Annotated in this window: 23 protein-coding genes; 8 read left to right on the top strand and 15 right to left on the bottom strand. The window is 48.7% G+C overall.

Annotated features, from left to right (window positions below; genetic code table 11):
* Nucleotides 1–4: 4 nt before the first annotated feature.
* The 9 genes from nth to ACYVJG_RS02375 all read right to left on the bottom strand — a co-directional run bounded on the left by nth (nucleotide 5) and on the right by ACYVJG_RS02375 (nucleotide 8,515).
* Nucleotides 5–634 carry an endonuclease III gene (gene nth / locus ACYVJG_RS02415; RefSeq protein WP_460429603.1) on the bottom strand — a complete coding sequence of 210 codons (630 nt, stop codon included), beginning with the start codon at nucleotides 632–634 and terminating at the stop codon, nucleotides 5–7.
* Entirely contained in the window at nucleotides 631–1,320 is a 690-nt protein-coding gene (locus ACYVJG_RS02410; RefSeq protein ID WP_460429602.1) for an electron transport complex subunit E, read from the bottom strand. Before ACYVJG_RS02410 ends, nth begins: the two co-directional genes overlap by 4 nt.
* Nucleotides 1,317–1,943 carry an electron transport complex subunit RsxG gene (gene rsxG / locus ACYVJG_RS02405; RefSeq protein WP_460429601.1) on the bottom strand — a complete coding sequence of 209 codons (627 nt, stop codon included), beginning with the start codon at nucleotides 1,941–1,943 and terminating at the stop codon, nucleotides 1,317–1,319. The genes ACYVJG_RS02410 and rsxG overlap by 4 nt, the downstream gene beginning before the upstream one ends.
* The gene (locus ACYVJG_RS02400; RefSeq protein ID WP_460429600.1) at nucleotides 1,940–2,983 is read right to left on the bottom strand and encodes an RnfABCDGE type electron transport complex subunit D; all 1,044 of its coding nucleotides are present in this window, start codon (nucleotides 2,981–2,983) and stop codon (nucleotides 1,940–1,942) included. Before ACYVJG_RS02400 ends, rsxG begins: the two co-directional genes overlap by 4 nt.
* The gene (gene rsxC, locus ACYVJG_RS02395) at nucleotides 2,980–4,971 is read right to left on the bottom strand and encodes an electron transport complex subunit RsxC (RefSeq protein WP_460429599.1); all 1,992 of its coding nucleotides are present in this window, start codon (nucleotides 4,969–4,971) and stop codon (nucleotides 2,980–2,982) included. Before rsxC ends, ACYVJG_RS02400 begins: the two co-directional genes overlap by 4 nt.
* Complete coding sequence (gene rsxB / locus ACYVJG_RS02390) at nucleotides 4,971–5,558, bottom strand: electron transport complex subunit RsxB (RefSeq protein ID WP_460429598.1); 588 nt, start codon at nucleotides 5,556–5,558, stop codon at nucleotides 4,971–4,973. The genes rsxC and rsxB overlap by 1 nt, the downstream gene beginning before the upstream one ends.
* Nucleotides 5,555–6,136 (bottom strand): electron transport complex subunit RsxA, encoded by a 582-nt coding sequence (gene rsxA, locus ACYVJG_RS02385; RefSeq protein WP_022654711.1) that lies wholly within the window; start codon nucleotides 6,134–6,136, stop codon nucleotides 5,555–5,557. The genes rsxB and rsxA overlap by 4 nt, the downstream gene beginning before the upstream one ends.
* Nucleotides 6,137–6,293: 157 nt before the next feature.
* Complete coding sequence (folE2, locus tag ACYVJG_RS02380; protein WP_460429597.1) at nucleotides 6,294–7,097, bottom strand: GTP cyclohydrolase FolE2; 804 nt, start codon at nucleotides 7,095–7,097, stop codon at nucleotides 6,294–6,296.
* A gap of 149 nt (nucleotides 7,098–7,246) precedes the next feature.
* Complete coding sequence (locus tag ACYVJG_RS02375) at nucleotides 7,247–8,515, bottom strand: MgtC/SapB family protein (RefSeq protein WP_022654708.1); 1,269 nt, start codon at nucleotides 8,513–8,515, stop codon at nucleotides 7,247–7,249.
* Between the two features lie 375 nt (nucleotides 8,516–8,890).
* On the opposite strand from ACYVJG_RS02375, the gene ACYVJG_RS02370 reads away from it, so the two are divergent.
* Nucleotides 8,891–10,759 carry a methyl-accepting chemotaxis protein gene (locus tag ACYVJG_RS02370; RefSeq protein ID WP_460429596.1) on the top strand — a complete coding sequence of 623 codons (1,869 nt, stop codon included), beginning with the start codon at nucleotides 8,891–8,893 and terminating at the stop codon, nucleotides 10,757–10,759.
* Nucleotides 10,760–10,815: 56 nt separating this feature from the next.
* On the opposite strand, the gene ACYVJG_RS02365 is transcribed toward ACYVJG_RS02370, so the two are convergent.
* A complete protein-coding gene (locus ACYVJG_RS02365) occupies nucleotides 10,816–11,109 on the bottom strand; it encodes a hypothetical protein (RefSeq protein ID WP_460429595.1) in 294 nt (97 codons plus the stop codon).
* A 10-nt stretch (nucleotides 11,110–11,119) separates the two neighbouring features.
* Entirely contained in the window at nucleotides 11,120–11,536 is a 417-nt protein-coding gene (gene cadR, locus ACYVJG_RS02360; RefSeq protein WP_460429594.1) for a Cd(II)/Pb(II)-responsive transcriptional regulator, read from the bottom strand.
* A 91-nt stretch (nucleotides 11,537–11,627) separates the two neighbouring features.
* Here cadR and ACYVJG_RS02355 point away from each other — a divergent pair, with 91 nt between their 5' ends.
* Together ACYVJG_RS02355 and ACYVJG_RS02350 are read left to right on the top strand one after the other, a co-directional pair.
* Nucleotides 11,628–13,889, top strand: a complete 2,262-nt coding sequence (locus tag ACYVJG_RS02355) for a heavy metal translocating P-type ATPase (RefSeq protein ID WP_460429593.1) — start codon at nucleotides 11,628–11,630, stop codon at nucleotides 13,887–13,889.
* A gap of 187 nt (nucleotides 13,890–14,076) precedes the next feature.
* Nucleotides 14,077–14,706 carry a tetratricopeptide repeat protein gene (locus ACYVJG_RS02350; RefSeq protein ID WP_460429592.1) on the top strand — a complete coding sequence of 210 codons (630 nt, stop codon included), beginning with the start codon at nucleotides 14,077–14,079 and terminating at the stop codon, nucleotides 14,704–14,706.
* 47 nt (nucleotides 14,707–14,753) lie between these two features.
* On the opposite strand, the gene ACYVJG_RS02345 is transcribed toward ACYVJG_RS02350, so the two are convergent.
* Nucleotides 14,754–16,307: an ATP-binding protein gene (locus ACYVJG_RS02345; protein WP_460429591.1), complete on the bottom strand. Its 1,554-nt coding sequence runs from the start codon at nucleotides 16,305–16,307 to the stop codon at nucleotides 14,754–14,756.
* A 75-nt stretch (nucleotides 16,308–16,382) separates the two neighbouring features.
* On the opposite strand from ACYVJG_RS02345, the gene recD reads away from it, so the two are divergent.
* Entirely contained in the window at nucleotides 16,383–18,443 is a 2,061-nt protein-coding gene (recD, locus tag ACYVJG_RS02340) for an exodeoxyribonuclease V subunit alpha (RefSeq protein ID WP_460429590.1), read from the top strand.
* 52 nt (nucleotides 18,444–18,495) lie between these two features.
* On the opposite strand, the gene ACYVJG_RS02335 is transcribed toward recD, so the two are convergent.
* From ACYVJG_RS02335 to speA, 3 genes are all read right to left on the bottom strand, one after another.
* Nucleotides 18,496–19,698, bottom strand: coding sequence for an ammonium transporter (locus ACYVJG_RS02335; protein ID WP_460429589.1), 1,203 nt, complete (start codon nucleotides 19,696–19,698; stop codon nucleotides 18,496–18,498).
* 258 nt (nucleotides 19,699–19,956) lie between these two features.
* Entirely contained in the window at nucleotides 19,957–21,111 is a 1,155-nt protein-coding gene (earP, locus tag ACYVJG_RS02330) for an elongation factor P maturation arginine rhamnosyltransferase EarP (RefSeq protein WP_460429588.1), read from the bottom strand.
* Complete coding sequence (gene speA / locus ACYVJG_RS02325; protein ID WP_460429587.1) at nucleotides 21,112–23,001, bottom strand: arginine decarboxylase; 1,890 nt, start codon at nucleotides 22,999–23,001, stop codon at nucleotides 21,112–21,114.
* A 344-nt stretch (nucleotides 23,002–23,345) separates the two neighbouring features.
* Between speA and ACYVJG_RS02320 the strand changes: the two genes are divergently transcribed.
* The 4 genes from ACYVJG_RS02320 to ACYVJG_RS02305 all read left to right on the top strand — a co-directional run bounded on the left by ACYVJG_RS02320 (nucleotide 23,346) and on the right by ACYVJG_RS02305 (nucleotide 26,338).
* Complete coding sequence (locus ACYVJG_RS02320) at nucleotides 23,346–24,815, top strand: inorganic phosphate transporter (protein WP_460429586.1); 1,470 nt, start codon at nucleotides 23,346–23,348, stop codon at nucleotides 24,813–24,815.
* 107 nt (nucleotides 24,816–24,922) lie between these two features.
* Nucleotides 24,923–25,165 (top strand): FitA-like ribbon-helix-helix domain-containing protein, encoded by a 243-nt coding sequence (locus ACYVJG_RS02315; protein ID WP_460429585.1) that lies wholly within the window; start codon nucleotides 24,923–24,925, stop codon nucleotides 25,163–25,165.
* Nucleotides 25,166–25,171: 6 nt separating this feature from the next.
* Nucleotides 25,172–25,600, top strand: coding sequence for a PIN domain-containing protein (locus ACYVJG_RS02310; RefSeq protein ID WP_460429584.1), 429 nt, complete (start codon nucleotides 25,172–25,174; stop codon nucleotides 25,598–25,600).
* A 114-nt stretch (nucleotides 25,601–25,714) separates the two neighbouring features.
* Nucleotides 25,715–26,338, top strand: a complete 624-nt coding sequence (locus ACYVJG_RS02305; protein WP_460429583.1) for a glycine zipper domain-containing protein — start codon at nucleotides 25,715–25,717, stop codon at nucleotides 26,336–26,338.
* The last annotated feature ends 1 nt before the right edge of the window (nucleotide 26,339 follow it).

The raw sequence follows: 26,339 nt of genomic DNA, 5'->3' as shown, positions 1-26,339 counted from the left end.
TCACTTAGTTTTTATCAGGATATTCGCATAAATCAGCAATCAAACAATGCTGACAATCGGGCTTACGTGCCTTACAAATATAGCGACCATGTAAAATCAACCAATGGTGGATATCTAGCTTAAAGCGTTCTGGTACCACTGCAAGTAAATTATCTTCCACCGCTCGAACCGTGTTACCGGGGGCTAAACCCGTCCGATTACTGACTCGAAACAAATGGGTATCGACTGCAATGGTGGGTTGGCCAAAGGCGATATTCAATACCACATTGGCTGTTTTGCGCCCAACGCCCGGTAAGGCTTCTAGGGCTGCACGTTCGGAGGGGACTTGGCCTTGGTGTTGTTCTAACAAGCGTTGGCAGGTGGCAATGATATGTTTCGCTTTATTGCGATAGAGGCCAATTTGTTGAATATAAGGTATTAAACCAGCCTCACCCAACGCCAATATCGCCTCGGGTGTCGCTGCATCAGCAAACAATTTGGCAGTCGCTTTATTGACGCTGATATCCGTCGCTTGCGCTGACAAAATCACCGCAATCAGTAATTGAAACGGATTGGCAAACGCTAATTCGGGTTTGGGATTGGGATTAGCGTGTTGGAAGCGCAGAAAAATCTGTTCACGAACACTTGGTTTCATGCCGAGACTTCTTGTGTGACAGTTTTTTGCCGCAAAGCACGTTGTCGTGCCCGTTCGTCTAAAAGGTTTTTGCCTGCAATTAACAACGCCAAGCCCAAAAACGCCCCCGGTGGTAACAAGGCCAATAAAAACTGATAGTTCCACTCTGCCGGTACCAGATGCCACACCCACGTTTTTGCCGCAGGGCCAAACAGCATATCCAACCCAGCAAATAACGTCCCTCGGCCACAGACTTCACGCAGCGCACCCAAGGCGATCAATACCCCCGTCAACCCCAAGCCCATCATCAAACCATCCCACGCGGCTTCACGGACGGGATGTTTCGAGGCAAATGCCTCTGCTCGCGCCAGCACAATGCAGTTGGTCACAATCAAAGGAATAAAAATACCCAGCACGTTATACAAATCGTGGGCCCACGCATTCATCGACAGATCTACCACCGTCACCAATGCAGCAATGATGAGGATAAACACCGGATTGCGAATTTCATTCGGCACTAAATGCCGCACCGCTGCCACTGCGGCCCCCGACAGAGCAGTCACCAACGTCGTGGCCAGCCCTAAACCGAGGCCATTGACCACGGTTGAACTGACCGCCAACACCGGACACAGCCCTAATAATTGCGCCAAGCCAGCATTTTGTTTCCACAGCCCATTGTGGGCAATTTCACGATAGACGCTGCTCATCGATTCGCCTTTTGTTTCCATTCGTCCAACCATGCCACCGCACGGCCCACACAGCTGGTCACCGCACGGGCACTGATTGTCGCGCCTGTCATATAGTCAAACGCGCCACCATCTTTTTTGACCTTCCAATAGCCAACCGCTGCCGCAGGGCCCTGCCAGCTTTGGCCAGTGAATTGCTGAGCCCAATCACTTTTCGCCAAATCGATGTAATCACCCAAGCCGGGGGTTTCTTTATGGCTCACCACGCGCACACCCAGTAATTGACCTTGGGCATCCACGCCCAATAACAAACGGATTTTGCCGCTATAGCCATTAGGCGCAACGGTTTCAAAAGCATACGCCACCACTTGCCCCTGACGACGTGCCAGATGAATGACGGCAGGCTGGTCATGTCCCAAACGTTTGGCCTCAACCGGCGACAAGGCTACCGTATCTGACAGTGGTTGGTTATCGTAATCGCTAGGCAACACTTGCTGGAGCAAAGCCAGCTTAGCAGCGTATTCATTGGCTAATACCGTGTCGCGGGTCAGCCAATAGGTTGAGGCTAAAATAGCGCTGGCCACCACAGCAAAAGCAAGGAGAGTCAGCGCACTGCGACGGGCTTGTGTTAAAGCGGTTTTCATGATTTCGCCGCCTTGGTGGTAATTTTTTTATGTTGTTGGCCAAAAACAGGGGGACGGGTATAGCGGTCGATAAACGGCACTGCAATATTCATAATCAATACCGCAAAGGCCACACCATCAGGAAAACTGCCCCACACTCGAATCACATACAGCAAGATGCCAACCCCAGCGGCAAAAATCAGTTTACCTTTCGGTGTGGTCGAGCCTGACACCGGATCGGTCACAATAAACCACGCTGCAAACATGGTGGCCCCGCTGAACAGATGAACCACAGGTGGCGCATAGCGCAGAGGATCTATGAGATGCATCACACCCGACAGCGCGGCGACTGCCAGCAATAACGCCACCGGTGCATGCCACGTCATAATCCGTTGTTGCAATAAAAACAGCCCACCGAGCAACCACGCCACCGCCAGCCATTCAACGCCCACTCCCGCTAACACCGAAAAATGGGTGGAATCAGCCAACAGTTGAGGCACAGTTTGCCCGTTCATCAGCTGTGTTTTGAGATAATCCAAAGGCGTGGCACTGCTGATGGCATCTAACGCCATGCCAGTTGGCAATTCACGCCAGAAAACCCATTGCAGTTGTTGCAGACTATCCAGCGATAACAACGGTGCCGCCCATTGCGACATCTGCGCCGGAAACGACACAATCATCAGGGCATACGCTACCATCGCAGGGTTAAAAGGATTATTGCCCAACCCACCATATAAATGCTTGGCCACTACAATCGCAAATAGCGTTCCCACGACAACCAGCCACCACACGCCAAGCGGTGGAAATGCCAACGCAATTAACCATGCCGTCACCACAGCAGAACCATCAGCGAGATAGGGGCGAACCGGCAAACCGCGCCAGCGCAAAACCAATGCTTCCGCAGCTAATGCTGTTGTGGTTGCTAAGGCGATCTGCAGCAATACCGCACAGCCAAATAGCCACACGGCCACAGCGGTGCCGGGCAGCAATGCAGCTAACACGGTGAGCATGATGCGGCTGACGCTGGTGAGTCGGAAAAAATGGGGCGAGGATGCCATCATGTTGGGTCTCCTTTCTCGGCCGCTTGTTGTGCTTTACGCGCCGCAGCACGCGCCATCGCCGCCTGAATCGCGGCTTTTTTCTCCTCATCCATCGCTGGTTTTGCCGCTGGTGCTTCGACTACCGGCACTGCTTCGCCGTTTTCTTTTGCCGCTTTTCTGGCTGCAGCGCGCTCCATCGCCGCTTGAATCGCAGCTTTTTTGGCATCGTCCATCGCTGGTTTTGCCGCTGGTGTTTCGACTGCCGGCGCTGCTTCACCGTTTTCTTTTGCTGCCTTTCTTGCTGCCGCCCGTTCCATTGCCGCCTGAATCGCAGCTTTTTTGGCATCGTCCATCGCTGGTTTTGCCGCTGGTGTTTCGACTACCGGCACTGCTTCGCCGTTTTCTTTTGCCGCTTTTCTGGCTGCAGCGCGTTCCATTGCCGCTTGAATCGCGGCTTTTTTCGCGTCGTCATCCATTTTCGGCTTGGCTTCCGGCGGTGCATCGGTGTTTTGCGCTTTTTTCTCAGCAGCACGTTTCATCGCCGCTTCAATCGCTGCGCGTTTACTGTCATCCAACGCTTGCGGTGCCGCTGTGGGCGGTGGCGTTGCGGTTTTCGCAGCTAAGCGCGCTGCTTTTTCTGCCTTATCACGCTCTAAACGGAATTGGCGGAATTCATGCCGTGTACGCGCCAAATCAGCGGCTTTTTTCTCGCGCTCTGCCGCCCAAATTTCACTCTTGGCAAAACGGTAATAATCGACCAAAGGAATCTGACTTGGGCACACATAACTGCACGCCCCACATTCAATACAGTCAAACAAGGCATTTTCTTGCGCAGCGCCAAGATTTTTTGCTTTCGCAAACCAATATAAATCCATCGGTTGCAGCTGTGCCGGACATGCCTCGGCACACGCGCCACAACGAATACAAGGCAAGGCGGCTGGCCGTGGTGGAAATAGCGCAGGGTCTTTGACAATCAAACAGTTACTGGCTTTGGTCAGGCTGGCTTGTAAATCGGGCAATTCAAAGCCCATCATTGGCCCTCCCATCACCACACCATATTGGCCGGTGAGGGTAGGTTCGGCTTGTTGCAACAACCACGCTAACGGCGTACCAATCAAGGCTTCTACATTACCAGCCTGTTTAACGGCACCGGTTAAAGTCACAATACGCGATACCACCGGTTCACCCAACACCACCGCCCGCCATACGGTATAGGCAGTGGCGACATTAAAACATTGCACACCCAAATCAGTTGAGCGCATTCCGTGTGGGACTTCTTTGCCAGTTAACAGGCGAATCAGTTGTTTTGCCCCCCCACTTGGGTATTTAGTCGGCACAACCGCCACCTCAATCGGCAACCCAGCACAGGCTTGTTGTAAGGCACGAATCGCCTCGGGTTTATTGTCTTCCACCCCGATTAAGGTTTGTTCTGCCTGTAAGCGTTGCCGCAGAATATCGACACCCGCCACGATGTCAGCAGCACGTTCACGCATCAGCAAATCATCACAGGTAATAAATGGCTCACATTCGGCGCCGTTAATCACCAGATGTTGTAATTTATCGCCGACTTTTAAGTGTGTAGGGAACACTGCACCGCCTAAACCGACCACCCCCATTGTTTGCAAATGCTGTTTGAACTGAGCTGTGTCGGCGTGTTGCCAATCAAGCGGTTGTTTTTCTATCCATTGTTGTTGTCCATCTGACTCAATCACGATCGCCAAATCGGGTAGACCAGAAGGATGGGCAAAGGGCCGCATGGCAATCTCAACCACAGTCCCCGAGGTGGGCGCATGAATAGCGGCCGAGACATGACCATCAGCCTTGGCGAGGGTTTGGCCAGCTAACACCTTTTCGCCAACATTGACGATGGGTTTGGCGGGGTTACCGATATGCTGACTCAGCGGCACCACCAAGGTCGGCGGCAGCGGGAGCTGGCGGATAGCAGTTTGATTGGACAGGTGTTTATACTCGGGCGGATGGATGCCGCCATGAAAATCATACAATTTCATCAAGACGAGCTTTCTGTCGTGGCAGAGGGACGAACCAGCTTTAAGGCAAACACAGGATAACGCCACTTCCAATTTTTCACGGTAGTGCCAACGGGCACGATATGAATGCAATCGACAGGACAGGGGGCCAGACAGAGTTCACAGCCGGTGCATTCACTGGCAATAATGGTGTGCATTTGTTTTGCCGAACCAACGATAGCATCTACCGGACAGGCCTGAATGCACAAGGTACAGCCAATACAGGTATTTTCATCGATGACAGCAACCGACTTAGGTTTTGGCTGAGCGGCACCCTCGTCAAACGGCTTAAACTCGACTCCAAGCAATTCGGCAAGCTTACGGATGCCTTCCTCACCCCCGGGTGGACATTTGTTGATGTCATCTTCACCGTGGGCGATTGCCTCGGCATAAGGACGGCATCCCGGATGGCCACATTGACCACATTGGGTTTGCGGCAATACGGCATCAATTTTTTCTACCAGCGGATCGCCTTCAACCTTGAATCGTACCGAGGCAAAGCCCAAAATACCGCCGAGCACCACCGCCAAAATAGCCATCACAGCGAGGGCAAGTAAGATGGCTGTCATTTCACCAAGCCTCCAAACCCCATAAAGGCCAAACTCATTAAACCAGCGGTGACAAAGGCAATCGCCGCCCCTCTAAATGGCGTTGGCACGTCAGCCCCTTCCAATCGCTCCCGCATTGCAGCAAATAAAATCAAAATCAAAGAAAAACCCAAAGCACTGCCCGCACCAAATACTAAGGCCTCGGCAAACGTATGTTGTTCTTGCACATTCAACAGTGGCACCCCTAATACGGCACAGTTGGTGGTAATCAGGGGCAGATAGATACCCAGCACTTGATATAACACGGGGCTGGTTTTATGAATCACCATCTCGGTAAATTGCACAATGCCAGCAATCACCAAAATAAAAGACAAAGTGCGTAAATACTCCAGCTCAAAAGCCACCAATAATTGATTGATAAGATGGCTCGACCCCGCAGCCAAGGTGAGAACAAAAGTCGTGGCGGCTCCCATACCAAGCGCCGCTTCGAGTTTCTTTGAGACACCCATAAATGGGCATAGGCCAAGAATTCTGACTAAGACGACATTGTTCACCAGAACAGTGCTGACGAGAATCAGCAGATAGTGACTGATATCCATGAGTAGGCGGGTCTATAGAAGTGAAGACATCATGAGTAAGACATAAAAAATCCGCCACCGTGACGGACAGTGGCGGATTATCCGCTTGTGCAATGCAAGATTCAAGCGCAGGGCAAGACCATGCGCCGCGAGGCTAATCAGTCAAGCTAGGCATAACTCAATTAAAATTATGCTCAATTAAGGCATAAGCAGAATGATTGTGGATAGATTCGAAGTTTTCTGATTCCACCACATATGCCACCACTTGCGGATGCGCTTGTACCGCTGCGGCTACATCACGCACCAAATCTTCGACAAATTTAGGATTGTCGTAGGCACGTTCGGTGACATATTTCTCATCTGGCCGTTTTAACAAACCATACAACTCACACGAGGCTTGTTTTTCGGCAATATCAATCATCTCTTCAATCCACACATGGCCAGCGGTGCGGGCGGTGATGGTGATATGCGAGCGTTGATTATGGGCACCATAAGCCGAGATTTTCTTAGAGCATGGGCACAAACTGGTCACAGGCACCAAGACTTTCATCGAGAAACGATATTCGCCATCACGGATTTCACCGACAAAAGTCACTTCATAGTCGAGCAAACTTTGCACGCCCGAGACTGGTGCCGTTTTATTGACGAAATAAGGGAAGGTCATTTCAAGATAGCCCGATTCGGCTTCTAAACGCTCCACCATTTCGCGAACGATGGTTTCAAACGATTCGACAGAGATTTCACGTTCGTGTTGATTCAAAATTTCCACGAAACGTGACATATGCGTGCCTTTGAAATGATGCGGCAAAAACACATACATATTGAACATACCGACAGTATGTTGTACCCCACCACTGCGGTCGGCGACTTTCACTGGATGGCGTAGTGATTTAATCCCTACTTTATTGATCGCAAGATTGCGCGTATCAGGAGAGCTTTGGACATCAGGAATGGCGGTCGAAGAAGGAGAAATAGAAGTCATTGAATTCGTCTGCTTATTGGCATCAAGAGTGGTAACAGTATAGCCGCAGGCAATACCCGAGTAAAGCACTCGGGTATCATAGCGACAGGCAAAATAGTCTATTGATATTGGCTATCAGGCAAGGTTTTTGTGTAGCGAAAGCGAATCGACTAGGCCCACACAAACGCGGTGATAAACATGGCACCCACGGCAATCAGGAACATCGGCGCGCAAACTTTGGCCAACTCTTTACCGCCCAATGACACAATCAAGCCAAACTTAAACGCCGAGTTCGCCATAATCGCCAAACACACTACCATCACCACTTGCTCTGGCACCAACTTACCCGCGTTGAACATATTGAGTGATGACAAGGCAATCGCGTCTAAATCGCTAATCCCAGACACCAATGCCACTAAATACAGCCCACTATTACCAAATAGATCTGATAACCACGCCGAGAAGAACATCACTGCTGCATAAATTGCACCAAAAATCAGGGCAGTACGCATTTCTGTTGGATTACGCAGTTCCATGCCGGTGCCAGCAGGTTCTTTGGCAGCGCGAAAGCGATACACCAATACATATAAGATACCGCTGATAAAACCGGCCAACATCACTGGCGATAAAGTCATCACCAAAGAAGGCGACAAGACAGCGGCAATCCCGATTAAACGCAGAAACAGCACCAAATTTGCCAGCAAAATCACGGTTGCTGAAAACGCTAAACTGGCAGGATTGGCTTTCACTTCACGGGCATAGGTCATGCTGGTTGCCGTGCTCGAAACTAAGCCCCCCAAAAAACCTAATAATGCCGCACCCGCTTTTTCGCCAATAATCATCACGGCAACATAACCAGCCCAGCCTACACCAGCGATTAACACCACCATCAACCAGATGTTATATGGGTTAAGGGCTTGATAGGGGCCAAAGCCTCTATCCGGTAAAATCGGCAAAATAATCAGTGAAACGGCGGCAAATTGCAGCAAAGACAGCAAATCAGGCCGTGATAAACGTTGGCTGACATGCACCAATTCTGGTTTCAGATACAGCACTAAAGTTGCAATAATCGCCAGCGCCACGGCTAAATCGGTCAACTCAAACCACACCAACAAACCGAGGGCATAGGTAACCAACAGCGCGATCTGTGTGGTGACATGTCCGCCACCAGCCCCACCCAACCCGCGATTCACCACCATCGCCAACACAAAGAACCCCGCCGCGCCCAGCCAGTTCAAGCCAGACAGTTGCCCCACCAAGCCCAAAGCGGTGGCAAAAAAGCTGGTCAGCATAAAAGTTCGAATGCCAGCGGGGGTGTTGCTCACCCGTTCCCGTTCAATTCCCAATAACAGGCCGATGCCTAAGCTGGTTAAGAACAAGGGCAAACTTTGGAACTGTGTGCCTTCTAAAGCAAAGAATGAGTTAAGCATGTCTTGCATCGTCCCGCCTCCTCGAAAAATTATTTTTATCGCATCACCAAACCACAGCAAAAATTGCGTGATGCGTATTCCTCACTGTACAACAAGCTTCTATTCAGTGTGCGACCAAAGTAGGGACATCGTGGATAGGTCGGGGGAAAACATCATCAAGACAGTGGTGCTATCACAACAAGAATCACCATTCTAGCCATTGCTGGTAGCAAAAAATCAAGTATGTGATAAAGTAATATCGACTAAGTATTTACCGCAGATAAAAAATAAAAATAATAAAAAAGCACAATCTGTCGATAACTGGGGTTGTTTATACCTACACAAAATAATGCAGGGTGGTGCTCGCCTAACTAGCGCCACCTCTCACCAAGGAAGATACCGATCATGTCATTACGCGCACGACTGATGGCTTTTGTTTTATTAGTGCTGACCTGTTTATCGATTCTGTTCTGTGCTGTGGCTTATTGGAAGATGAGCGATGCGGTGGAACAAGAAATTCACAATCAAATCACCATGGCAGCCGAGGGCAAGGTCAGTTTTGTCAGTGAATGGGTAGACAGTCGGCAAAAAATTGTCAGTTCCATTTTGCCGCGCTTTGGCACAGGCGAACTCAAGCCAATTTTAGATCAAGCCAAGCAAGCTGGGGGGTTTGATGATGTCTATATTGGCCAACCCGATAAAACCATGACGCAATTTAGCCAAGCTGTTCCTGTTCCTCCCGGTTACGACCCCACTGGGCGGCCTTGGTATGTTGCGGCAAAAGAAACCAACGATCCTATCGCCACCGCCCCGTATATCGATGCTGCCACCAAACGCCCGATTATCACCTTCGCCCAAGCACGTAAAGAAAATGGTCAGTTAGTGGCTGTGGCGGGGGGCGATGTCACGTTGGCACGAGTGGTTGAAGAAGTGACTGCCGCGAAGTTGCCAGGCGAAGGCTACGCTTTTTTAATGACCGCCACCGGTGAGATCATTGCCCACCCCAATAAAGACGCAACGCTGAAAAAAATCACTGAGGTGGTGGCTGGTTTCGACCTCAATATGATTAACAAAGCGGGGGTGATTCAAGAATTGAATCTGAATGGCGACCATGCCATGACCGCTTTTTACGCCATTCCTAAAACAACATGGGTACTCGGCGTGGTGGTCCCAAAAGCAGCAGCAATGGCACCAGTGAAACAACTGGTGTTGGTAATGATTGGCCTTGCGGTACTTGGCTTAGTGTTGGCGACCATCCTTGCTTACGCCGGTATTGCTAAAATGTTGTCGGGTTTGGGTGCGCTACATCGTGCAATGCAACAAGTGGCTAGCGGACAGGGTGATTTAACCAAACAATTGCCAGTTCATCGTCATGATGAAGTGGGACAGATTGCCGAAGCATTTAATCAGTTTGTTGCCAAACTACGCGAGATGTTTCTTACCGTACGAGAAGAGTCTGAAGCATTGGCAGGCGATGCCGTACAGCTAAACCATGTGGCTGAACGTATCGCCGAAGATTCACGGATTCAGTCGCGTGAATTATCTGCCACCGCCGCCACCATCGAAGAAATCACCGTCAGTATCAACCATATCGCCGATCATGTCGGTGAAACCGAGAAATTGGTTTCACAAAATCATCATCACTCGGTGGAAAGCTATCACGCGATGGCCGAAGTCGAACGCGAAGTGCAGTCAATTCTCGACGCAGTCTCATCGTTACATCATGTGATGGGCGATTTGTCTGGTCAATCGGAGCAAATTAAAGGCATTGTGAATGTGATTCACGATATCGCCGATCAAACCAATTTGTTGGCCCTGAATGCTGCGATTGAGGCCGCACGCGCGGGTGATTCAGGCCGTGGCTTTGCTGTGGTGGCAGATGAGGTGCGTAAATTGGCCGAGCGCACCGCCAGCGCCACCATCCAAATTGCCGGCATGATTGATACGGTGATTCGCTGCACCAGTGAAGCAATTACCCATACCCAAGCCACCAGTGATAAGGTTTCATCAGGTGTTTCACTATCACGCAACGCCGCTGCAAAAGTGGAACAAATTAAGAGCAACACTGAGGAAATTTCCTCACGCATGGAGGAAATCACGTCTTCAACCGCAGAGCAAAGCGTAGCTACTAATTTAATGGCCAATAGCGCCGATCAGGTGAATGTCATGGCACAACAAACCGATGCCAGCTTGCAACAAGCACTTGAAACCATCCATGTCTTAACCCAGCGTGGTGATGAGTTGAAGGGATTAGTCGCGCGCTTCCGTCTCTAAATAGCAAAAACAGATAGGGGCGCAATCCCGTGCGCCCCTATTTATTTGCTAGCATTTCAAAAGTAGCGTTTCTTGCCAGAAGGGCTGAAACAGAACATCCCGCCACGAGGCCCCATACACTGTCGCCCAGTTCCACATCGGCAATCATCATCCGATTTTTTCGCATCATGGCCATATTTTTTGGGCTTGTCTTTTTTATAGCCATGAGAATAACCATGGGCAGCATGCCCACTGTGTCCACGGCCTTTCCCGCCTTTCGCCTCAGCCACCATCGGCAACATTAAACCCAATACAACAATCATTACACCTACATTGATGCTGAATAATTTTGCTGAGAGTGCTCTCAACATAATGGCTCCTTTATTTCTCAGCTACCGTTATCGCTGCCGCCTGTTGCAAATGGCGAATAATGCCACATTCGCTGGCCTTCTGATTGTGATGACACGTTTCCCGTAACTGGCGTAGCTGATTCTCTAATACTTGCAATGATTCAACCTGCTGATGAATACGTTGAATTTGTTGGTCGATCAAATGGTTAATTTCATCACATGCCAGATCTGGGTTAACTTGCAAATCTCGCAAGCGGCGAATATCAGCTAGCCCAATCCCTAAAGCACGACAAAGCCGAATAAAATTTAACGCAACGACATGCTGTGTTTGATAAACCCGATAACCACTGTTTGTGCGCTCAGGAATGGGTAAGAGACCTTCGCGTTCGTAAAAGCGAATGGTTTGTACCTCGCAATTTGTCAACCGTGCTAGTTCACCAATTTTCATTTTTGAATTTCCCTTGTTAGATCGGCTTGACCCTATAGCGACTATAGGGTGTGTAATGATTCCATCGCTAATTTTTGTATGGAATTGCACCATGTCCAGCCCATCTAAACGAGTGATTTCGCTACAACCTATCTCGGTAAAAACCGGGAGTTGCGGGTGTCATGGAGAATGCCATACACCAAATTCAGGTTCGACAGCTTCACCAACCACTGCCATGACAGATGGCGAGATGCTTAGCCTGCCTAAAGTGCGCTATCGCATTGACAATATGGATTGTCCAACCGAAGAGCAGCTGATTCGCCAAGCCTTAAACACGATGCCTGAAATCAAGCATCTTGCTTTTAATTTACTGGCTCGAGAGCTGACGGTATACCACCGGTTAAGCGAAACCACGCCCATCACAGAGAAATTACGCACGATTGGGATGCATGCTATTTGTCTGGACCAACAACAAACGCCGCCCAGTTTACCGCCGGCTATCAATCGTCAACTGAAATGGCAACTTGCCCTCGGGGGAACAACGGCTTTGCTTGCAGAAAGTTTGGCATGGTACTCAGGAGATGAAAATTCTTTATGGGTGATGAGCTTAGCTTTGCTGTCATTGTGTAGTGCAGGGTTAACCACCTTACGCAAGGGTTGGATTGCGCTCAAACACCGAACGATCAATATCTATTTTTTAATGTCGTTGGCAGTGATCGGTGCCATGCTCATTGGCGAATGGCCAGAAGCAGCGATGGTGGTGTTTTTATTTGCGTTAGCAGAAGCCATCGAAGCGCGTTCCTTAGAGCGCGCTCGGCACGCGATTGAATCTGTTCATGGTTTAACGCCAGAGCAAACCGAAGTGTATCGACATTCGCAGTGGCAAACAGTGGTTGTACGCGAGGTAATGATTGGTGAAACCATTCGGATTCGTACGGGAGAAAGCGTCCCTTTAGACGGAAAATTAAAGCATGGTCATGCCAGTGTTAACCAAGCGCCTATCACAGGCGAAAGCGTACCCGTTGAAAAACAAGCCGGTGATGACGTTTATGCCGGAAGTATTGTCTGTGATGGTGTCGTTGAAATCTCTGTGACCGCTGATGCACAACACAGCACACTGCAACGTATTGCCGATGCCATTCAACAAGCGCAAAGTGAACGCGCCCCCACGCAGCGTTTTGTCGATCAATTTGCGCGTTATTACACACCGATTATCGTATTGTTGGCCGTTTTACTTGCCCTCCTGACACCGCTATTTGGTGGCGATTGGCAACAAGGTTTATATCAAGCCTTGGTGATGCTAGTTATTGCTTGCCCATGTGCTTTGGTCATCTCCACCCCAGTCACTGTCGTCAGTGGTCTAGCAGCCGCTGCTCGACGCGGCATCATTATTAAAGGAGGGAAATACTTAGAATTGGGCAGCCAATTGCGTGCCATTGCCTTTGATAAAACCGGCACACTCACCAGCGGCCGTGTTCAACTCCACAAAATCACTGTCTTCGCACCCTATTCTGAGGATAGCGCGTTGTTGCTGGCGGCTCAGCTTGCGCAACACAGCAACCACCCCTTATCTCAAGCCATTTATCAGGCAGCACAACAACAGCATGGATTTTTGGCAACACAGCACATTCAAGATTTCCACACTGAAGCCGGTCGAGGCATCTGCGGTAAGCTTGAGGGGGTCTCTTATTTTCTTGGCAAAGCAAGTTGGTTGCAAAGCTTTGTGCCTGTTTCAACTGCCACCGCACATCGTCTGAGTGAAATAGAGCAGACAGGAGATAGCGTTGTCGTGCTTGCTCATACAGAACAAATTGTTGCGATTTTTTCGCTACGAGATAGCCTGCGCGACGACAGTGCCACAACCATCAGCACCTTAAGTGACAAAGGCATTCATACGGTGATGCTGACTGGCGATCATCAAACCAGTGCCAACCACATTGCAGCGGCCACAGGCATCAAAGAAGTCGTTTGCAACCTTCTTCCAGAAGAAAAATGGCAGGCTATTGCAAAATTACAACACTCTCATGGCACAGTCGGTATGGTCGGCGATGGCATTAACGATGCCCCTGCTTTAGCGCGTGCAGATATTGGTTTTGCTATGGCAGCGGCAGGGACAGCAACGGCGCTTGAGACAGCTGATGTCGCCATCATGGACGACAAACCACACAAGATTGTCACCTTTATCCAGCTCAGCCAACACACCCGAAGAGCGCTAAAACAAAATATTTTATTAGCATTACTGATTAAATCCGTATTTCTACTACTCGCTTTCCTTGGCTATGCCACGCTGTGGATGGCAGTGTTCGCAGACGTTGGCGCCAGTCTTTTAGTGGTTTTAAACGGCCTTCGACTATTACGATACAGTAAGGACTAGACAACAAAGCACAAAAGCATAACAATGATGTGACAGAACATTATGTTCTTTGTTAAAATTATCAAATAATGATTTAGCGCAAATCCTTGTTGCAAAATTATTGAGATGATTGCAGCAAAACAACTGTTCGTTTTGCGATTTAAGCAAGCAGCACACTCATTAAGCACCTCTTTTGGGAACTGACTTTATGTGTTTCAACAACTTACGATTCCACAAAGAAGCAGGGGAAGAATTATTTCGTATCGCCATGCACTACGATGAAACATGGCAATACGAACAAGCCGTGTTTTGGTATCGTAAAGCTGCAGAACTCGATCATGCTGCCGCGCAATATCACCTTGGGCTGTGCTATGCCTACGGTGTGGGCGTGGAAAAACAAGTGGATATTGCAGCAGTGTGGTATCGCAAAGCAGCTGAACAAAACCATGTCAGCGCACAATTTGCCTTAGGCATGTACTACAGCGAACAAACACATTTACCAGAGCATTACCAAGCCGCTGTGTTTTGGTTTGAAAAAGCCGCTGCACAAGGTGATGCAGATGCTCAGTTCCAATTAGGTTTGTGCTATGAATATGGCCACGGTGTTATCCAAGACGAGTGCCAAGCCGTGGGCCACTATCAACAGGCCGCCGAACAAAACCAAATCGCAGCACAATTTCGTTTAGCGCAATGCTATGAATATGGAATTGGGGTGAATGCTGATGCAGCTATGGCAACACATTGGTTACGCCATGCCACACAGCAAACCAGCGCAGTCGCACAAAATGAAGAAGAACCTCATCATCAGTGGTACTTCCAACTGACACAAGCAGCTTAATTTACGGAAAAAATTTTGTGCATGAGGCATCCTTGCTCATGCACAGCTCAATCTTTCACCATCAGTGTCGCCCACTCAAACCCGACCACATTCCGCTGTTCACGGCTAAACTCAATCCCGATTAAGTGAATCGGCTCACCTCGGCTGCGGTATTTCTCGGCATAGCCTCGCTCTTGTAGTTGTTGTAAGGCTTTGCCTTGTGGTGTGGCTTCAACGACTTTGAATTCAAACAAATACACGTGTTGATTAAATAACACTGCCATGTCAATGCGGCCTTTATTGGTGATGTCTTCAAGGCGGATGTCTAAGCCAAGTGCAGCGAAGTAGCTGTAGAACACGCTGGCGTAATAGCCTTCGTATTGGGCAATGGCGTTGTTGCGTTGCCAGTCATAGGGAATGCTAGCGAATAAAGCGTGCAGCAGCGTTTCGAGCTTGGAAACATCCGCTTTGCTGAGCAACCGATATAACTGTCCGGTGTATTGATGTGGCAATGAAGAATTGCCCATTAACATTTCCAGCAACACGCCATTTAAACTGGCTTGGACTTCTAGGTTGGGATATTTCAGGGTGTATTCGGTTAAAGCACCCATGTGGAAGCTATCCGCAATAGTGAGATAGCCGGTTTGGAACATCAGTGCTTCGGTCGGGATGTCTTCAACATCAAAGCGCGATAACAACGTTTCCATCGTCACCAACTGTGATAACTCTGGGGTGAAGGCTTGGCGTTGGCGCAGGATGTCAATTAAGAAAGTGGGTGTGCCGGTTTCGAACCAATAGGCGCGGAATTGGCGTTTTTGAAACAGCAACAGCACATCAAATGGGTTGTAGACTGATTCACCCAGCCAGTTATAACCGTTGTACCACTCACGAATCTGCTCTCGGTCTAACCCAGCTAATTCCGGTGCAAAAACCGTGTCAATATCGTGGTCGGTGTAACCACAAATCGCTGAATACTCGGCATCAAGGGTGATGTCATTCAGGTTGTTCAGCCCAGAGAACAAACTCACTTTGCTGAATTTTGATACCCCAGTCAGAAACACGAACTTAATCACCGCATCCTGACCTTTTATCACTGAATATAAATTCCTCAGCTCATCGCGCATCGCTTTGGCGAGTTCTGGATTGGTCAGATTATCGAGAATTGGTTTGTCGTATTCGTCCACCAATACGACAACCCGTTGCCCCGACTGTTTGTGTGCGTGTTGAATCAGATCAATAAAACGATCAACAATCGAATTGGCACGATAGTTCAGTCCAAACCGTTCCGCCTCGGACTGTAAAATATGCTGAATTCGTTCTTGTAATGCTTTAGGCGAGTGCATGACACCTTCGGCAAAGCTGATGCGAATCACCGGATAGGACACCGACCAATCCCATTTATCGTGAATCCATAGCCCTTGAAAAAGCGCCTCATTCCCTGCCCACAGTTCAGCTAAGGTATCAAGGAACAAGCTTTTGCCGAAACGACGTGGACGGGATAAAAAGTAATGGCTGCCCTGTGTCACCAGTTGGTAAGCCATCGGGGTTTTGTCGATGTAGTAATGGTTGTCTTCGCGAATTTTGGCGAAGGTTTGGATACCGATGGGTAGTTTTTTTCGCATGGTCATCGCTCCTCATTTTTCAGATAGTTGTTATTGCCTTATGATTAAGCCATATTTTTCACAGAGAACTCTCTCATGCTACTGACCACCGACGATTTGCTACATGATCTGCAACAATGGCAACACTATCACGGCCTGCGCCCCCTAGATGTTGCCTTTGCTCGTTTTCTTTACGATTGTTCTCCAAAAGAACATCCATTAGTGCTACTCGCTGCGGCCTTAACCAGCGCTAACTTAGGTAAAGGGCACCCCGCCTTACCGCTAGATCAATCTTTAAGTGAGGTTATCCATCTTCGAGTTGAAGAAGAGGAAGATATTGCTCAGCTACGGCAGCTCAAGGACTGGGTTGAACATATCAGTTTAAAAGCGTGGACGGATATCTTGCTGCAATCTCATAGTGTGAGCACCCAGCCTAATACAGTCGCCCCACTTTATTTCGATTCCCCTCGGCTTTATTTACGTCGTTATTATCAGTATGAATGTCAGGTTGCTAATGCTTTACAGCAGCGATTTAAAAACAAAATTGATATCTGTCTACCCGATATAACTATTCAAAAAACATTGACAGCCTTATTCCCAACACCAGTAGGTAACACTTCCCCAGATTGGCAAAAAGTGGCTGCAGCTTTAGCTATCAAACAGCGTTTTGCTGTGATTTCAGGTGGGCCCGGTACGGGTAAAACCACCACAGTGGTAAAAATTTTAGCAGCATTGCAAATACTTCAATCTAAACAGCACCAAAAACCATTGGTGATTCGACTAGCTGCACCAACAGGCAAAGCAGCTGCACGATTAACAGAATCAATCGGTCAACAATTAAAATCACTATCAGAATCTTTATCTCCGTTATTTAAAACAGCAGAAGATAAAGAAAAAGTGATAGCAGCACTCCCAACTCAGGTGGCGACATTGCATCGCTTACTTGGCGCGCGGCCAGAAAGTCGAAAGTTTAAGTATCACTCTGATATGCAATTACCACTGGATGTATTAGTGATTGATGAAGCGTCAATGATTGATTTAGAAATGATGGCTAAATTATTGGACGCTTTACCTCCAGATGCACGTTTAATTCTACTGGGCGATCACCAACAATTAGCTTCCGTAGAAGCAGGCACAGTGTTAGGGAGTCTATGTATGGACTACCCGTTAATGAAATTAAAGCAGCAAAACGAGCCAACGTTGTTTGCTTCGTCGAATTTAGTCAATCATTTAACACAAATGACAGGCATTCAATTAAAAACACTTGACGATTCCTCTCCAGCAGTCGCTGATCATATTGTGATGTTACGACATAGCCACCGTTTTAATGCCGAAGAGGGCATTGGTCAGTTAGCTAAGTTGCTGCAACAGTATCTCTATGCCGAACCTAAGCAACAGCATGAATTATGGGAGGAGAAATTTGTTCCCTTCTTTAAGAAAAACGATACTGTTGCCACAATAACCATCCATGATTACAAAAATAAACAGTGGCTTGATTTATTAAACAGCTATAAGCCATACCTTGACTTGTTAAAAAATCAGAACTTATTCATTCAAAAAACAAAAATATCAAACATGCAAGACCAATGGGCAGAGAAAGTATTAGATACATATAATGATTTTCAGATTTTAACAGCCATTCGGGAAGGGGTATGGGGTGTTGAAGGGGTCAATCAGGTTGTCGAAAACCATATTAAGCATGAACTCAACATTCTTTCAGATAGAAAAAGCTGGTATCACGGTCGGCCAGTGATGGTAACAAAAAACAATTATAATTTAGATCTGATGAATGGTGATATTGGTATCACGCTAAGATGGTCTGACCCAGAAAAAGAAGATGGTCAACCTGAACTGCGTGTTGCCTTTAAAGTAGCCAAGGGAGTGATTAAATGGGTGGTTCCATCTCGCTTAAACGATGTAGAAACTGTCTTCGCGATGACGGTTCATAAATCTCAAGGTTCAGAATTTACTCATACCGTATTAGTCATTCCCGATCAACACAGTGCAATTCTGACTTCAGAACTGATTTACACAGCCATTACACGTTCAAAAGAGAAATGCACTTTGGTTTTCCCCCCTAATGGAAAAGAGGTTTTTAAAAGAGCCATCGGAAAAAGGGTACAACGAAGTAGTGGCTTAAGTGAAAAACTTGGATAGCAAAACAAAAAAGCCTCATCTGATTTCGATGAGGCTTTTTAACAAGTCAACATTAGAAATGGGTTTCTCGTTCAGGTGTAGCGGTAATGCGATGGATAGACAAGTCGGCCCCGTTAAATTCTTCTTCCTCATCTAATCGAATGCCGATGGTTTTCTTTAACACTCCATACACCACATAGCCCCCGACAAAAGCAATCACCACGCCTAACCCAGTACCAATCAGTTGTGCCATCAAGCTGACATTCCCCAAACCGCCCAGAGCCTGTTGTCCAAAGATGCCGGCGGCAAGGCCACCCCACACGCCACAGATACCATGCAATGGCCACACACCTAAAACATCATCGATTTTCCAACGGTTTTGGGTCACGGTGAACATCCATACAAAAATCGCACCTGCCACCGATCCAACAACCAAAGCACCGATTGGGTGCATGATGTCAGAACCTGCGCAGACGGCAACCAAACCAGCCAGCGGGCCGTTATGGATAAACCCGGGGTCATTTTTCCCCATCACCATCGCCACCAAAGTGCCGCCCACCATTGCCATTAACGAATTCATCGCCACCAAACCGCTAATGCCCTCGATTTTTTGTGCACTCATCACATTAAAGCCAAACCAGCCAACAATTAAGATCCATGCGCCCAGTGCCAAAAATGGAATGGAAGAAGGCGGATGCGCTGCTACGTGGCCTTCACGCGAATAACGACCTTTACGGGCACCTAAGTGTAGAACAGCGGCTAGACCAATCCATCCCCCCACCGCATGCACCACCACCGATCCGGCAAAATCATGGAAAGTGGCACCAAATTGCTGTTGCAACCAATCTTGCAAACCAAAATGACCATTCCAAGCAATGCCTTCAAAAAATGGATAGACCAAACCAACAAGAATACAGGTGGCTAATGTTTGCGGATGGAAACGTGCCCGTTCAGCAATACCGCCGGACACAATTGCTGGAATTGCCGCAGCAAAAGTCAATAAAAAGAAGAATTTAACCAAGTCATAACCGTGGTTGCTGGTCATCTCTTGTGCTGAAGCAAAGAAATTGACGCCATACGCCACGCTATAGCCGATGAAAAAGTAAGCCAAGGCCGACACAGCAAAGTCGGTCAGAATTTTAACCAAGGCATTCACTTGGTTTTTTCGGCGCACCGTTCCCAACTCTAAAAAAGCAAAACCAGCATGCATCGCCAAAATCATAATGGCGCCCAACAAGATAAAAAGCACATCTTGTGCACTATAACTGTGATCCATCTGCCTATCTCCGAGGATTGATTGCAAGTTGGACGCACCATAAGCAAGCCTAATGCCTATTTTTATAGGCATTTGTTTATGAAAGAGATTTTTCTTAAGATAAATTTAAGCAATCAAATCTGGTGCAGGAAAACCCACAACTCGAGCAACCTCGCTTATCGTTCAGCACAGAGAAGCAGCTTACTCTGCTCTTTTTTGGTGCTTAGAATAGATACAAGGAAAATGTCCCTCTGCTTGATAAAACAGAGCGAAACGGTGTTATCGCCGTACCCAACGCACTAAATTGGCGGCAAGATGTCCGTGTTGTGAGAGCTGACGTTGCCAATCTCGGGCATGGCGTTGCCACTGAGGGAGATGATTGAGCCAAGTTTGCCATTGCATCGCCAACTGCCCAACCTCGGGTACAACATCCGCATTTAACCAATGCCAATTAGACCAACCCAGTTGTTGTAGGTCAGCAGGTAATGAGGCGCTGTAACCCTGCCAAAAAGCTTCTAATTTCTGCCAATGGGCGCCGTCCTCGGTGGGATAGATATGCCAGAAAAAAGGTTTGGCCGCCCACTGCGCCCGCACAAAAGAATCTTCGCCCCTGACAAAATTGATGTCACAGCTCCACAACAAACGATCAAAAAAAGCTTGGTTGCCAAATGCTAGGTTATGCAGCGTGAGCTTACCTCGTTGCAGACAAGCCCCCGCTGTAAAAGGATGTTCGTAGTAAGCCGCCACCATGTTCGCTGCGCGGTCGTTCGGTATTAACAAGCGTACTGGCTGTGGACTGTGTTCTAACACTTGTAACCAACTCACCAATGCTGGCGGTTCGTAGGTAAAAACAGAAATGGTGAGTTCATCAACCGCAGGAGCCGATAGGCCAAGTTGTTGCCAGAAATCAGCTTGTTGCAGTGCATCAGCTAAAAAAGCATCGCGAGCTCGCAAGCTGGCATCACTGCCCAAAACACCACCGGTATTGCTAGAAAATCCGGGAAAGAAAAAGGTTTGTTGTAATGGCAAGCGCGGATGCTGCGATTGGCTCAGATGGCATCCTTCTACCCATGCCTCTGCGGAAAGATATTCTAGGTTAATCCACTGTGGCGGTGGTTGGCAGCGTGCCATCGCCTGTAAAAAGGCGTCAGACAGACCGCAGGCAAATGCCTCAATCACCACTTCACCCGGGGTAAGCGACTCTTGTTCTAAGACCCAGTGATAAATGGAGATGCCGTCCACCGTTTGTTTTGGTAGATGACTTTGCACACGGCATTCAATATGAGCAAAGCTCACCAAGTCATCTACCCACAGCCGAATCGGTAGGGCATAGTCTTGCGCCAGCTGTTGTGCTAAACGCCAACACACCCCAATGTCGCCATAATTATCTACGACACGACAAAAAATATCCCAATACCGATCCGGTGTTCGCATTTACACCACCAAATAAGAGGAATGGGTTAAGCCAGTTCGCAATGCTTCTAAGAAGTGCCGGCGTTCATCACCGCTCAAGGTCGAGGCAGCCCACACCTTATCACGATAACGATTCATCAATTCATCGGGTTGCAGATGGACATAACGCAGCATATCTTCGATGGTGTCGTGAACTTCCACGCCGCCAAAGCGCACCGCGCCCGAGGCATCGACATACACGTTGACGCTATCGGTATCGCCAAACAGATTGTGCATATCGCCCAAAATCTCTTGATAAGCCCCAACTAAAAAGACACCCAACAGATATTCTTCACCCACCGCCACATCATGCACAGGCATGGTCGATTCAATACTCTGTTGATCGACATACTGTGTTACACGGCCATCGGAATCGCAGGTTAGGTCTTGTAACACGGCACGGCGGGTGGGGGCTTCTTGTAAACGGTGAATAGGCGCAATAGGCAATAATTGATCGATGGCCCAAGTATCTGGCAGCGATTGGAACACGCTAAAGTTGCAGAAATACTTATCTGCCAGTTTCTCGCCTAGTTCATCGAATACCGGTCGGTGTGAGCGTTGTAGGGTATTCAATGCCCCATAAATGCGGCGACATAAGGCAGCATAGCACTGTTCAGCCAGCGCTTTTTCACGCAACGACACAGCACCATCGACATACATTTCCGCCACCGTTGACACATACTGACCGGCACGGAAATAGGTTTCTGTGGCGGTTAAAATATCGGTGGAAGTGGCAAGTTCATATAGCTTAACAACAGGTGTCGCCAGCTGTTCAAGCTCCTCGCTGCTCACCGATGGCACACTATCGTTAGCACGCTCCACATCGGTGACATTGACCACCAATACGGCATGGTGGGCAGTTAACGCACGTCCAGATTCACTCATCACATGCGGGCATGGAATCGCTTGCTCGGCACAAAAGTCTTTCACCATGCTAATGATGGTTTCTGCATACTCACCGATGGAATAGTTGACGGAACTGTCATTGCGCGATTGTGTGCCATCATAATCCACACCTAAGCCACCGCCGACATCCAAATGATCGAGTGGTAACCCCAAGGCGGATAATTCGCCGTAGTAACGCAACGCTTCACGGAAACCACGCCGATAGTCGGCAATATTGGCAATTTGTGATCCCATGTGGAAATGGAGTAGGCGTACCGCTTGTTTCAGCCCTGCCGCAATAAAACGCTCACTGACCGCAATCAATTGCGCCGCCGATAAACCAAATTTTGCCTTATCGCCACCGGAATCAGCCCACCGACTGCTGGCCAGTGAAGATAACCGCACCCGCAGCCCAACATTTGGCATCACCCCTAGGCGTTGGGCTTCTTCAATCACCAATTGCACTTCGGATTCTTTTTCAATCACGATAAACACGCGATGACCAAGCTTTTGTCCAATCAGAGCAAGATGAATAAATTCACGGTCCTTGTAGCCATTACAGACAATGGTGGCACCCTGTGGAGCCAATGCCAACACAGCCATCAATTCAGGCTTTGAGCCAGCTTCGAGTCCAATCGGCAAACTACTGTCGGCAATAATCCCTTTGACCACTGCTTCTTGCTGGTTGACCTTAATCGGATAGAGTAAGGTATAGCCGGCTGGATAATCATATTCAGCTTGCGCTTGCGTAAATCCCTCGACGATACGGCGCGCACGTTGGGTCAAAATATCGGGGAAACGCACCAATAAGGGCAGTGATAAACCATTGTCACGCAGCGTATGTGTCAGCTGGTATAAATCGACCTCGGCGCCTTCGCGACCATTCGGCCGCACAATGACATTCCCTTGTTCGCCAACATCAAAAAAGTTGACGCCCCAGTGACGAATGCCATATACATTTCTACTGTCATTCACGGTCCATACCATAGTCGCAACACTGCCTTTCTTGTCTAAGGGAGGTCTCTCTGGGGTAGAAAAGAGAGACACATTCGAATGGAAATATCGCAAATGCCAACTGTGTGCGGGATGGCCGCAACAGTGGCGATTCAGCGACGCCATTGAAACACATATTGTATGCAAACAGCGATCAGCTGCTGGGTCATTTCTTATATTGATGCGACAGCAAGACAGCCTTAACAGCAACAACGCACCATTTTTGGGCAAAACAGCCCTGCCAGATTAAAATAATGTTTCTTTTTGATGAAAATTCATCTAAAGCAGCCTTGTTTCGGCAATAATAGCGCCCGTCTTTGACTCCTTGTTTCCCTCTCATGTTCGAGCTTTTTCACGATCTGTCGCTCGGTGCCAGCGCCAGTCTGCTGTTGGCGTTGTTTTTTGTTCTCGCCTATGAATTTATCAATGGTTTTCACGACACAGCGAATGCTGTTGCGACCGTGATCTACACCAAAGCCATGCCCGCTAATTTGGCGGTGGTGGCATCCGGTATTTTTAACTTTTTTGGGGTGATGCTCGGTGGATTGGGTGTTGCCTATGCCATCGTCCATTTATTACCCGTCGAGCTGATTCTTAATGTCGGCTCGGGTCATGGCCTCGTGATGGTCTTTGCCCTGTTGGCCTCGGCGATTTTATGGAACTTCGGCACATGGTATGTTGGTTTGCCAGCTTCGAGTTCACATACTTTGATTGGTTCAATTCTCGGTGTGGGGATTGCCCACTCGCTGATGAACGGTATTCCACTGAATCAAGGGATTAACACCGGCAAAGCCATTGATATCATGCTGTCGCTGTTAATTTCGCCAACAGTTGGTTTCTTGGTTGCCGGCGGCATGTTATTGGTGTTACGCCGTTATGCCAGCAATACCCGCTTGCATTTCACCCCCGAAGAACGGAAAAACTTTGATGGCAAAAAACGCCCACCGTTCTGGACACGTTTTACCTTGATTGCCTCGGCCATGGGCGTGAGTTTTGCCCACGGTTCAAATGATGGTCAAAAGGGGATTGGGCTGTTAATGCTGGTGTTGATTGGTTTAGCACCCACACAATTTGTGCTTGATTTGACGAATACACCTTATCAAATTGAACGTACCCGCGCCGCAGCAGTACAAATGGGCGAGTTTTATCAGCGCCATGCTGCTTTGCTAAGTGAGCATGTCAAACCACCGCGCAAAGCCGGCATTGTGTTGCCCGAGGCGTTTGCTTGTGAAGCCGAAACCACGTTGCCTGCTATTGCCTTGTTGCAACAACGGTTAGATGGTTTGAAGGGCTATGCCGACTTAAATGTTGATGATCGCCGTCAAGTCCGCCGTTTGATTCTGTGCTTGGACAATACTGCGAAAAAAGTAGCAGCATTGCCCGGTTTACCTTCCACCGATAAAGCTGACTTAAACAAGCTGCGTAAAGATTTGGTGGTTCCTACGGAATATGCACCACAATGGGCGATTGTCTTGATTGCCTTGGCTCTGGGTTTAGGTACGATGGTGGGCTGGAAGCGGATTGTGTTAACCGTGGGTGAAAAAATCGGTAAAACCGGTATGACTTATGCCCAAGGTGCATCAGCACAAATCACCGCTTCGTTGGCGATTGGGATTGCCAGTTTCACCGGTATGCCGGTCTCTACCACGCATGTGTTATCTTCTGCTGTCGCAGGGACAATGGTAGCAAACCGCAGTGGCTTACAAGGCAGCACAGTCCGTAGCATTTTACTGGCATGGGTCTTCACTCTCCCAGCAACCATTTTGCTCTCTGGTGGCTTATTCTGGTTAGCAACCAAATTTATTTAAGCTCACATCCCGTCGGCTAAACCGCAAAAGCAACGCCGAGTCCGCTTTGCTAGGAGTGATATCAATGACTACAATACTGTCGTTGATATCACTCAAAAGGTGTCGCTATGGCAACCTTGACGATTCGGAATATGGACGACTCCATCAAGCAATCGCTGCGTATCCGCGCTGCACAGCATGGAGTGTCGATGGAAGAAGAAGCTCGCCGCATTCTGCGTGAAGCTTTGGTGCGGGTATCCCAACCACAACCCTTAGGACAACGACTAAAACAGCGTTTTGCGGAAGTGGCTGAGGCAGATTTTGAGCTTCCCTCGCGCCAGCTACCACGCACCCCACCGGATTGGGGTTAACGCGCTGTGAAATTGCTCGATACCAATGTGTTGTCCGAATTCATGCGTCCACAACCTTCTGAAGCAGTGACAACATGGCTGGATCGCCTCCCTGCTGAACAAGTATGGGTCTGTGCCATTAGCCGCGCTGAAATTGCACTCGGTTTGGCATTGATGCCAGCGGGGAAACGTCAATCGGCCTTGACACAAGCAGCGCAAGCAATGTTCGAAGAGGACTTCGGCGAACGCTGCCTGCCATTCGATGAGTATGCAGCACTCCATTACGCAACGATTGTCGCCCAACGGACGCGCATGGGGCGCCCCATTAGCACCGAAGATGCCCAAATTGCTGCCATTGCACTCACGCACAATCTGATCTTAGCAACACGTAATGTGTCTGACTTTGAGGGGATCGATGGCTTGCAAATCATCAACCCATGGTTGGTGCACGCTTGAACATTCTCTCCGCCAGCTAGCGGAGGCTAGGGCACCGCTTAATATAGATGAATATTTGCCCTCAGCCTGTTTTAATATTGCAAACTATTAAACAAAAACAGAAGGGAGCTTCTTATGCAACAACGCTATCTTTGCGGCCTTGTCGCGGCAGCGATGTTAACTGTGAGTGGCTGTAGCACCGTCGATCCTAACACCGGTCGTAGTCAAACTTCCGTGGCACGCAGTGCCGGTCTTGGTGCACTGATTGGTGGCGCAGCAGGGGCGATTGTTGGCGGACGAGAAGGCGCGTTAATTGGTGCGGCCATTGGTGGCGGAGCCGGTGCGCTGATTGGTTATGAACAACGTCAACGTGAACTCGAAGACGCATTAACCACCGCTGAATCAATCCGCCGTGATACAGGGATTGCCCCCCAAGTACGCACCCGTCCTTATACCGCCCCTGCCAATAGCGAAAAACCACGCAACAGCCAATCGCGCCAGCTTGATGATTTCACCGTCAAAACACGCTATGACAGTACAGTTACTGGTGGACGTTTACATCCCAAAGCCGCCACAGCCTATCAGCGAATGAACGATTTGGCGCGGCGCAATGGTGGCCGGATGATTGTCCAAGTGCCTAATGGGACGCCAAGCAGCGTGATTCGTGATATTCAACAACAAGCCCCGAATGCACGCATTGTGCAAAGTGGCAGCGGTTTGTTTGTGGCGCGGATTGAACCTAGCTCACAGGCAGCCTAAA

Source organism: Aquaspirillum soli, from assembly GCF_054781915.1.
Note: the sequence above shows the minus strand (reverse complement) of the source record. Positions and strands in the feature narration are given on the sequence as shown.

Coding starts and splice junctions, on each gene's coding strand:
- nth (WP_460429603.1), bottom strand. CDS start 634: ATGAAACCAAGTGTTCGTGAACAGATTTTTCTGCGCTTCCAACACGCT.
- ACYVJG_RS02410 (WP_460429602.1), bottom strand. CDS start 1,320: ATGAGCAGCGTCTATCGTGAAATTGCCCACAATGGGCTGTGGAAACAA.
- rsxG (WP_460429601.1), bottom strand. CDS start 1,943: ATGAAAACCGCTTTAACACAAGCCCGTCGCAGTGCGCTGACTCTCCTT.
- ACYVJG_RS02400 (WP_460429600.1), bottom strand. CDS start 2,983: ATGATGGCATCCTCGCCCCATTTTTTCCGACTCACCAGCGTCAGCCGC.
- rsxC (WP_460429599.1), bottom strand. CDS start 4,971: ATGAAATTGTATGATTTTCATGGCGGCATCCATCCGCCCGAGTATAAA.
- rsxB (WP_460429598.1), bottom strand. CDS start 5,558: ATGACAGCCATCTTACTTGCCCTCGCTGTGATGGCTATTTTGGCGGTG.
- rsxA (WP_022654711.1), bottom strand. CDS start 6,136: ATGGATATCAGTCACTATCTGCTGATTCTCGTCAGCACTGTTCTGGTG.
- folE2 (WP_460429597.1), bottom strand. CDS start 7,097: ATGACTTCTATTTCTCCTTCTTCGACCGCCATTCCTGATGTCCAAAGC.
- ACYVJG_RS02375 (WP_022654708.1), bottom strand. CDS start 8,515: ATGCAAGACATGCTTAACTCATTCTTTGCTTTAGAAGGCACACAGTTC.
- ACYVJG_RS02370 (WP_460429596.1), top strand. CDS start 8,891: ATGTCATTACGCGCACGACTGATGGCTTTTGTTTTATTAGTGCTGACC.
- ACYVJG_RS02365 (WP_460429595.1), bottom strand. CDS start 11,109: ATGTTGAGAGCACTCTCAGCAAAATTATTCAGCATCAATGTAGGTGTA.
- cadR (WP_460429594.1), bottom strand. CDS start 11,536: ATGAAAATTGGTGAACTAGCACGGTTGACAAATTGCGAGGTACAAACC.
- ACYVJG_RS02355 (WP_460429593.1), top strand. CDS start 11,628: ATGTCCAGCCCATCTAAACGAGTGATTTCGCTACAACCTATCTCGGTA.
- ACYVJG_RS02350 (WP_460429592.1), top strand. CDS start 14,077: ATGTGTTTCAACAACTTACGATTCCACAAAGAAGCAGGGGAAGAATTA.
- ACYVJG_RS02345 (WP_460429591.1), bottom strand. CDS start 16,307: ATGCGAAAAAAACTACCCATCGGTATCCAAACCTTCGCCAAAATTCGC.
- recD (WP_460429590.1), top strand. CDS start 16,383: ATGCTACTGACCACCGACGATTTGCTACATGATCTGCAACAATGGCAA.
- ACYVJG_RS02335 (WP_460429589.1), bottom strand. CDS start 19,698: ATGGATCACAGTTATAGTGCACAAGATGTGCTTTTTATCTTGTTGGGC.
- earP (WP_460429588.1), bottom strand. CDS start 21,111: ATGCGAACACCGGATCGGTATTGGGATATTTTTTGTCGTGTCGTAGAT.
- speA (WP_460429587.1), bottom strand. CDS start 23,001: ATGGTATGGACCGTGAATGACAGTAGAAATGTATATGGCATTCGTCAC.
- ACYVJG_RS02320 (WP_460429586.1), top strand. CDS start 23,346: ATGTTCGAGCTTTTTCACGATCTGTCGCTCGGTGCCAGCGCCAGTCTG.
- ACYVJG_RS02315 (WP_460429585.1), top strand. CDS start 24,923: ATGGCAACCTTGACGATTCGGAATATGGACGACTCCATCAAGCAATCG.
- ACYVJG_RS02305 (WP_460429583.1), top strand. CDS start 25,715: ATGCAACAACGCTATCTTTGCGGCCTTGTCGCGGCAGCGATGTTAACT.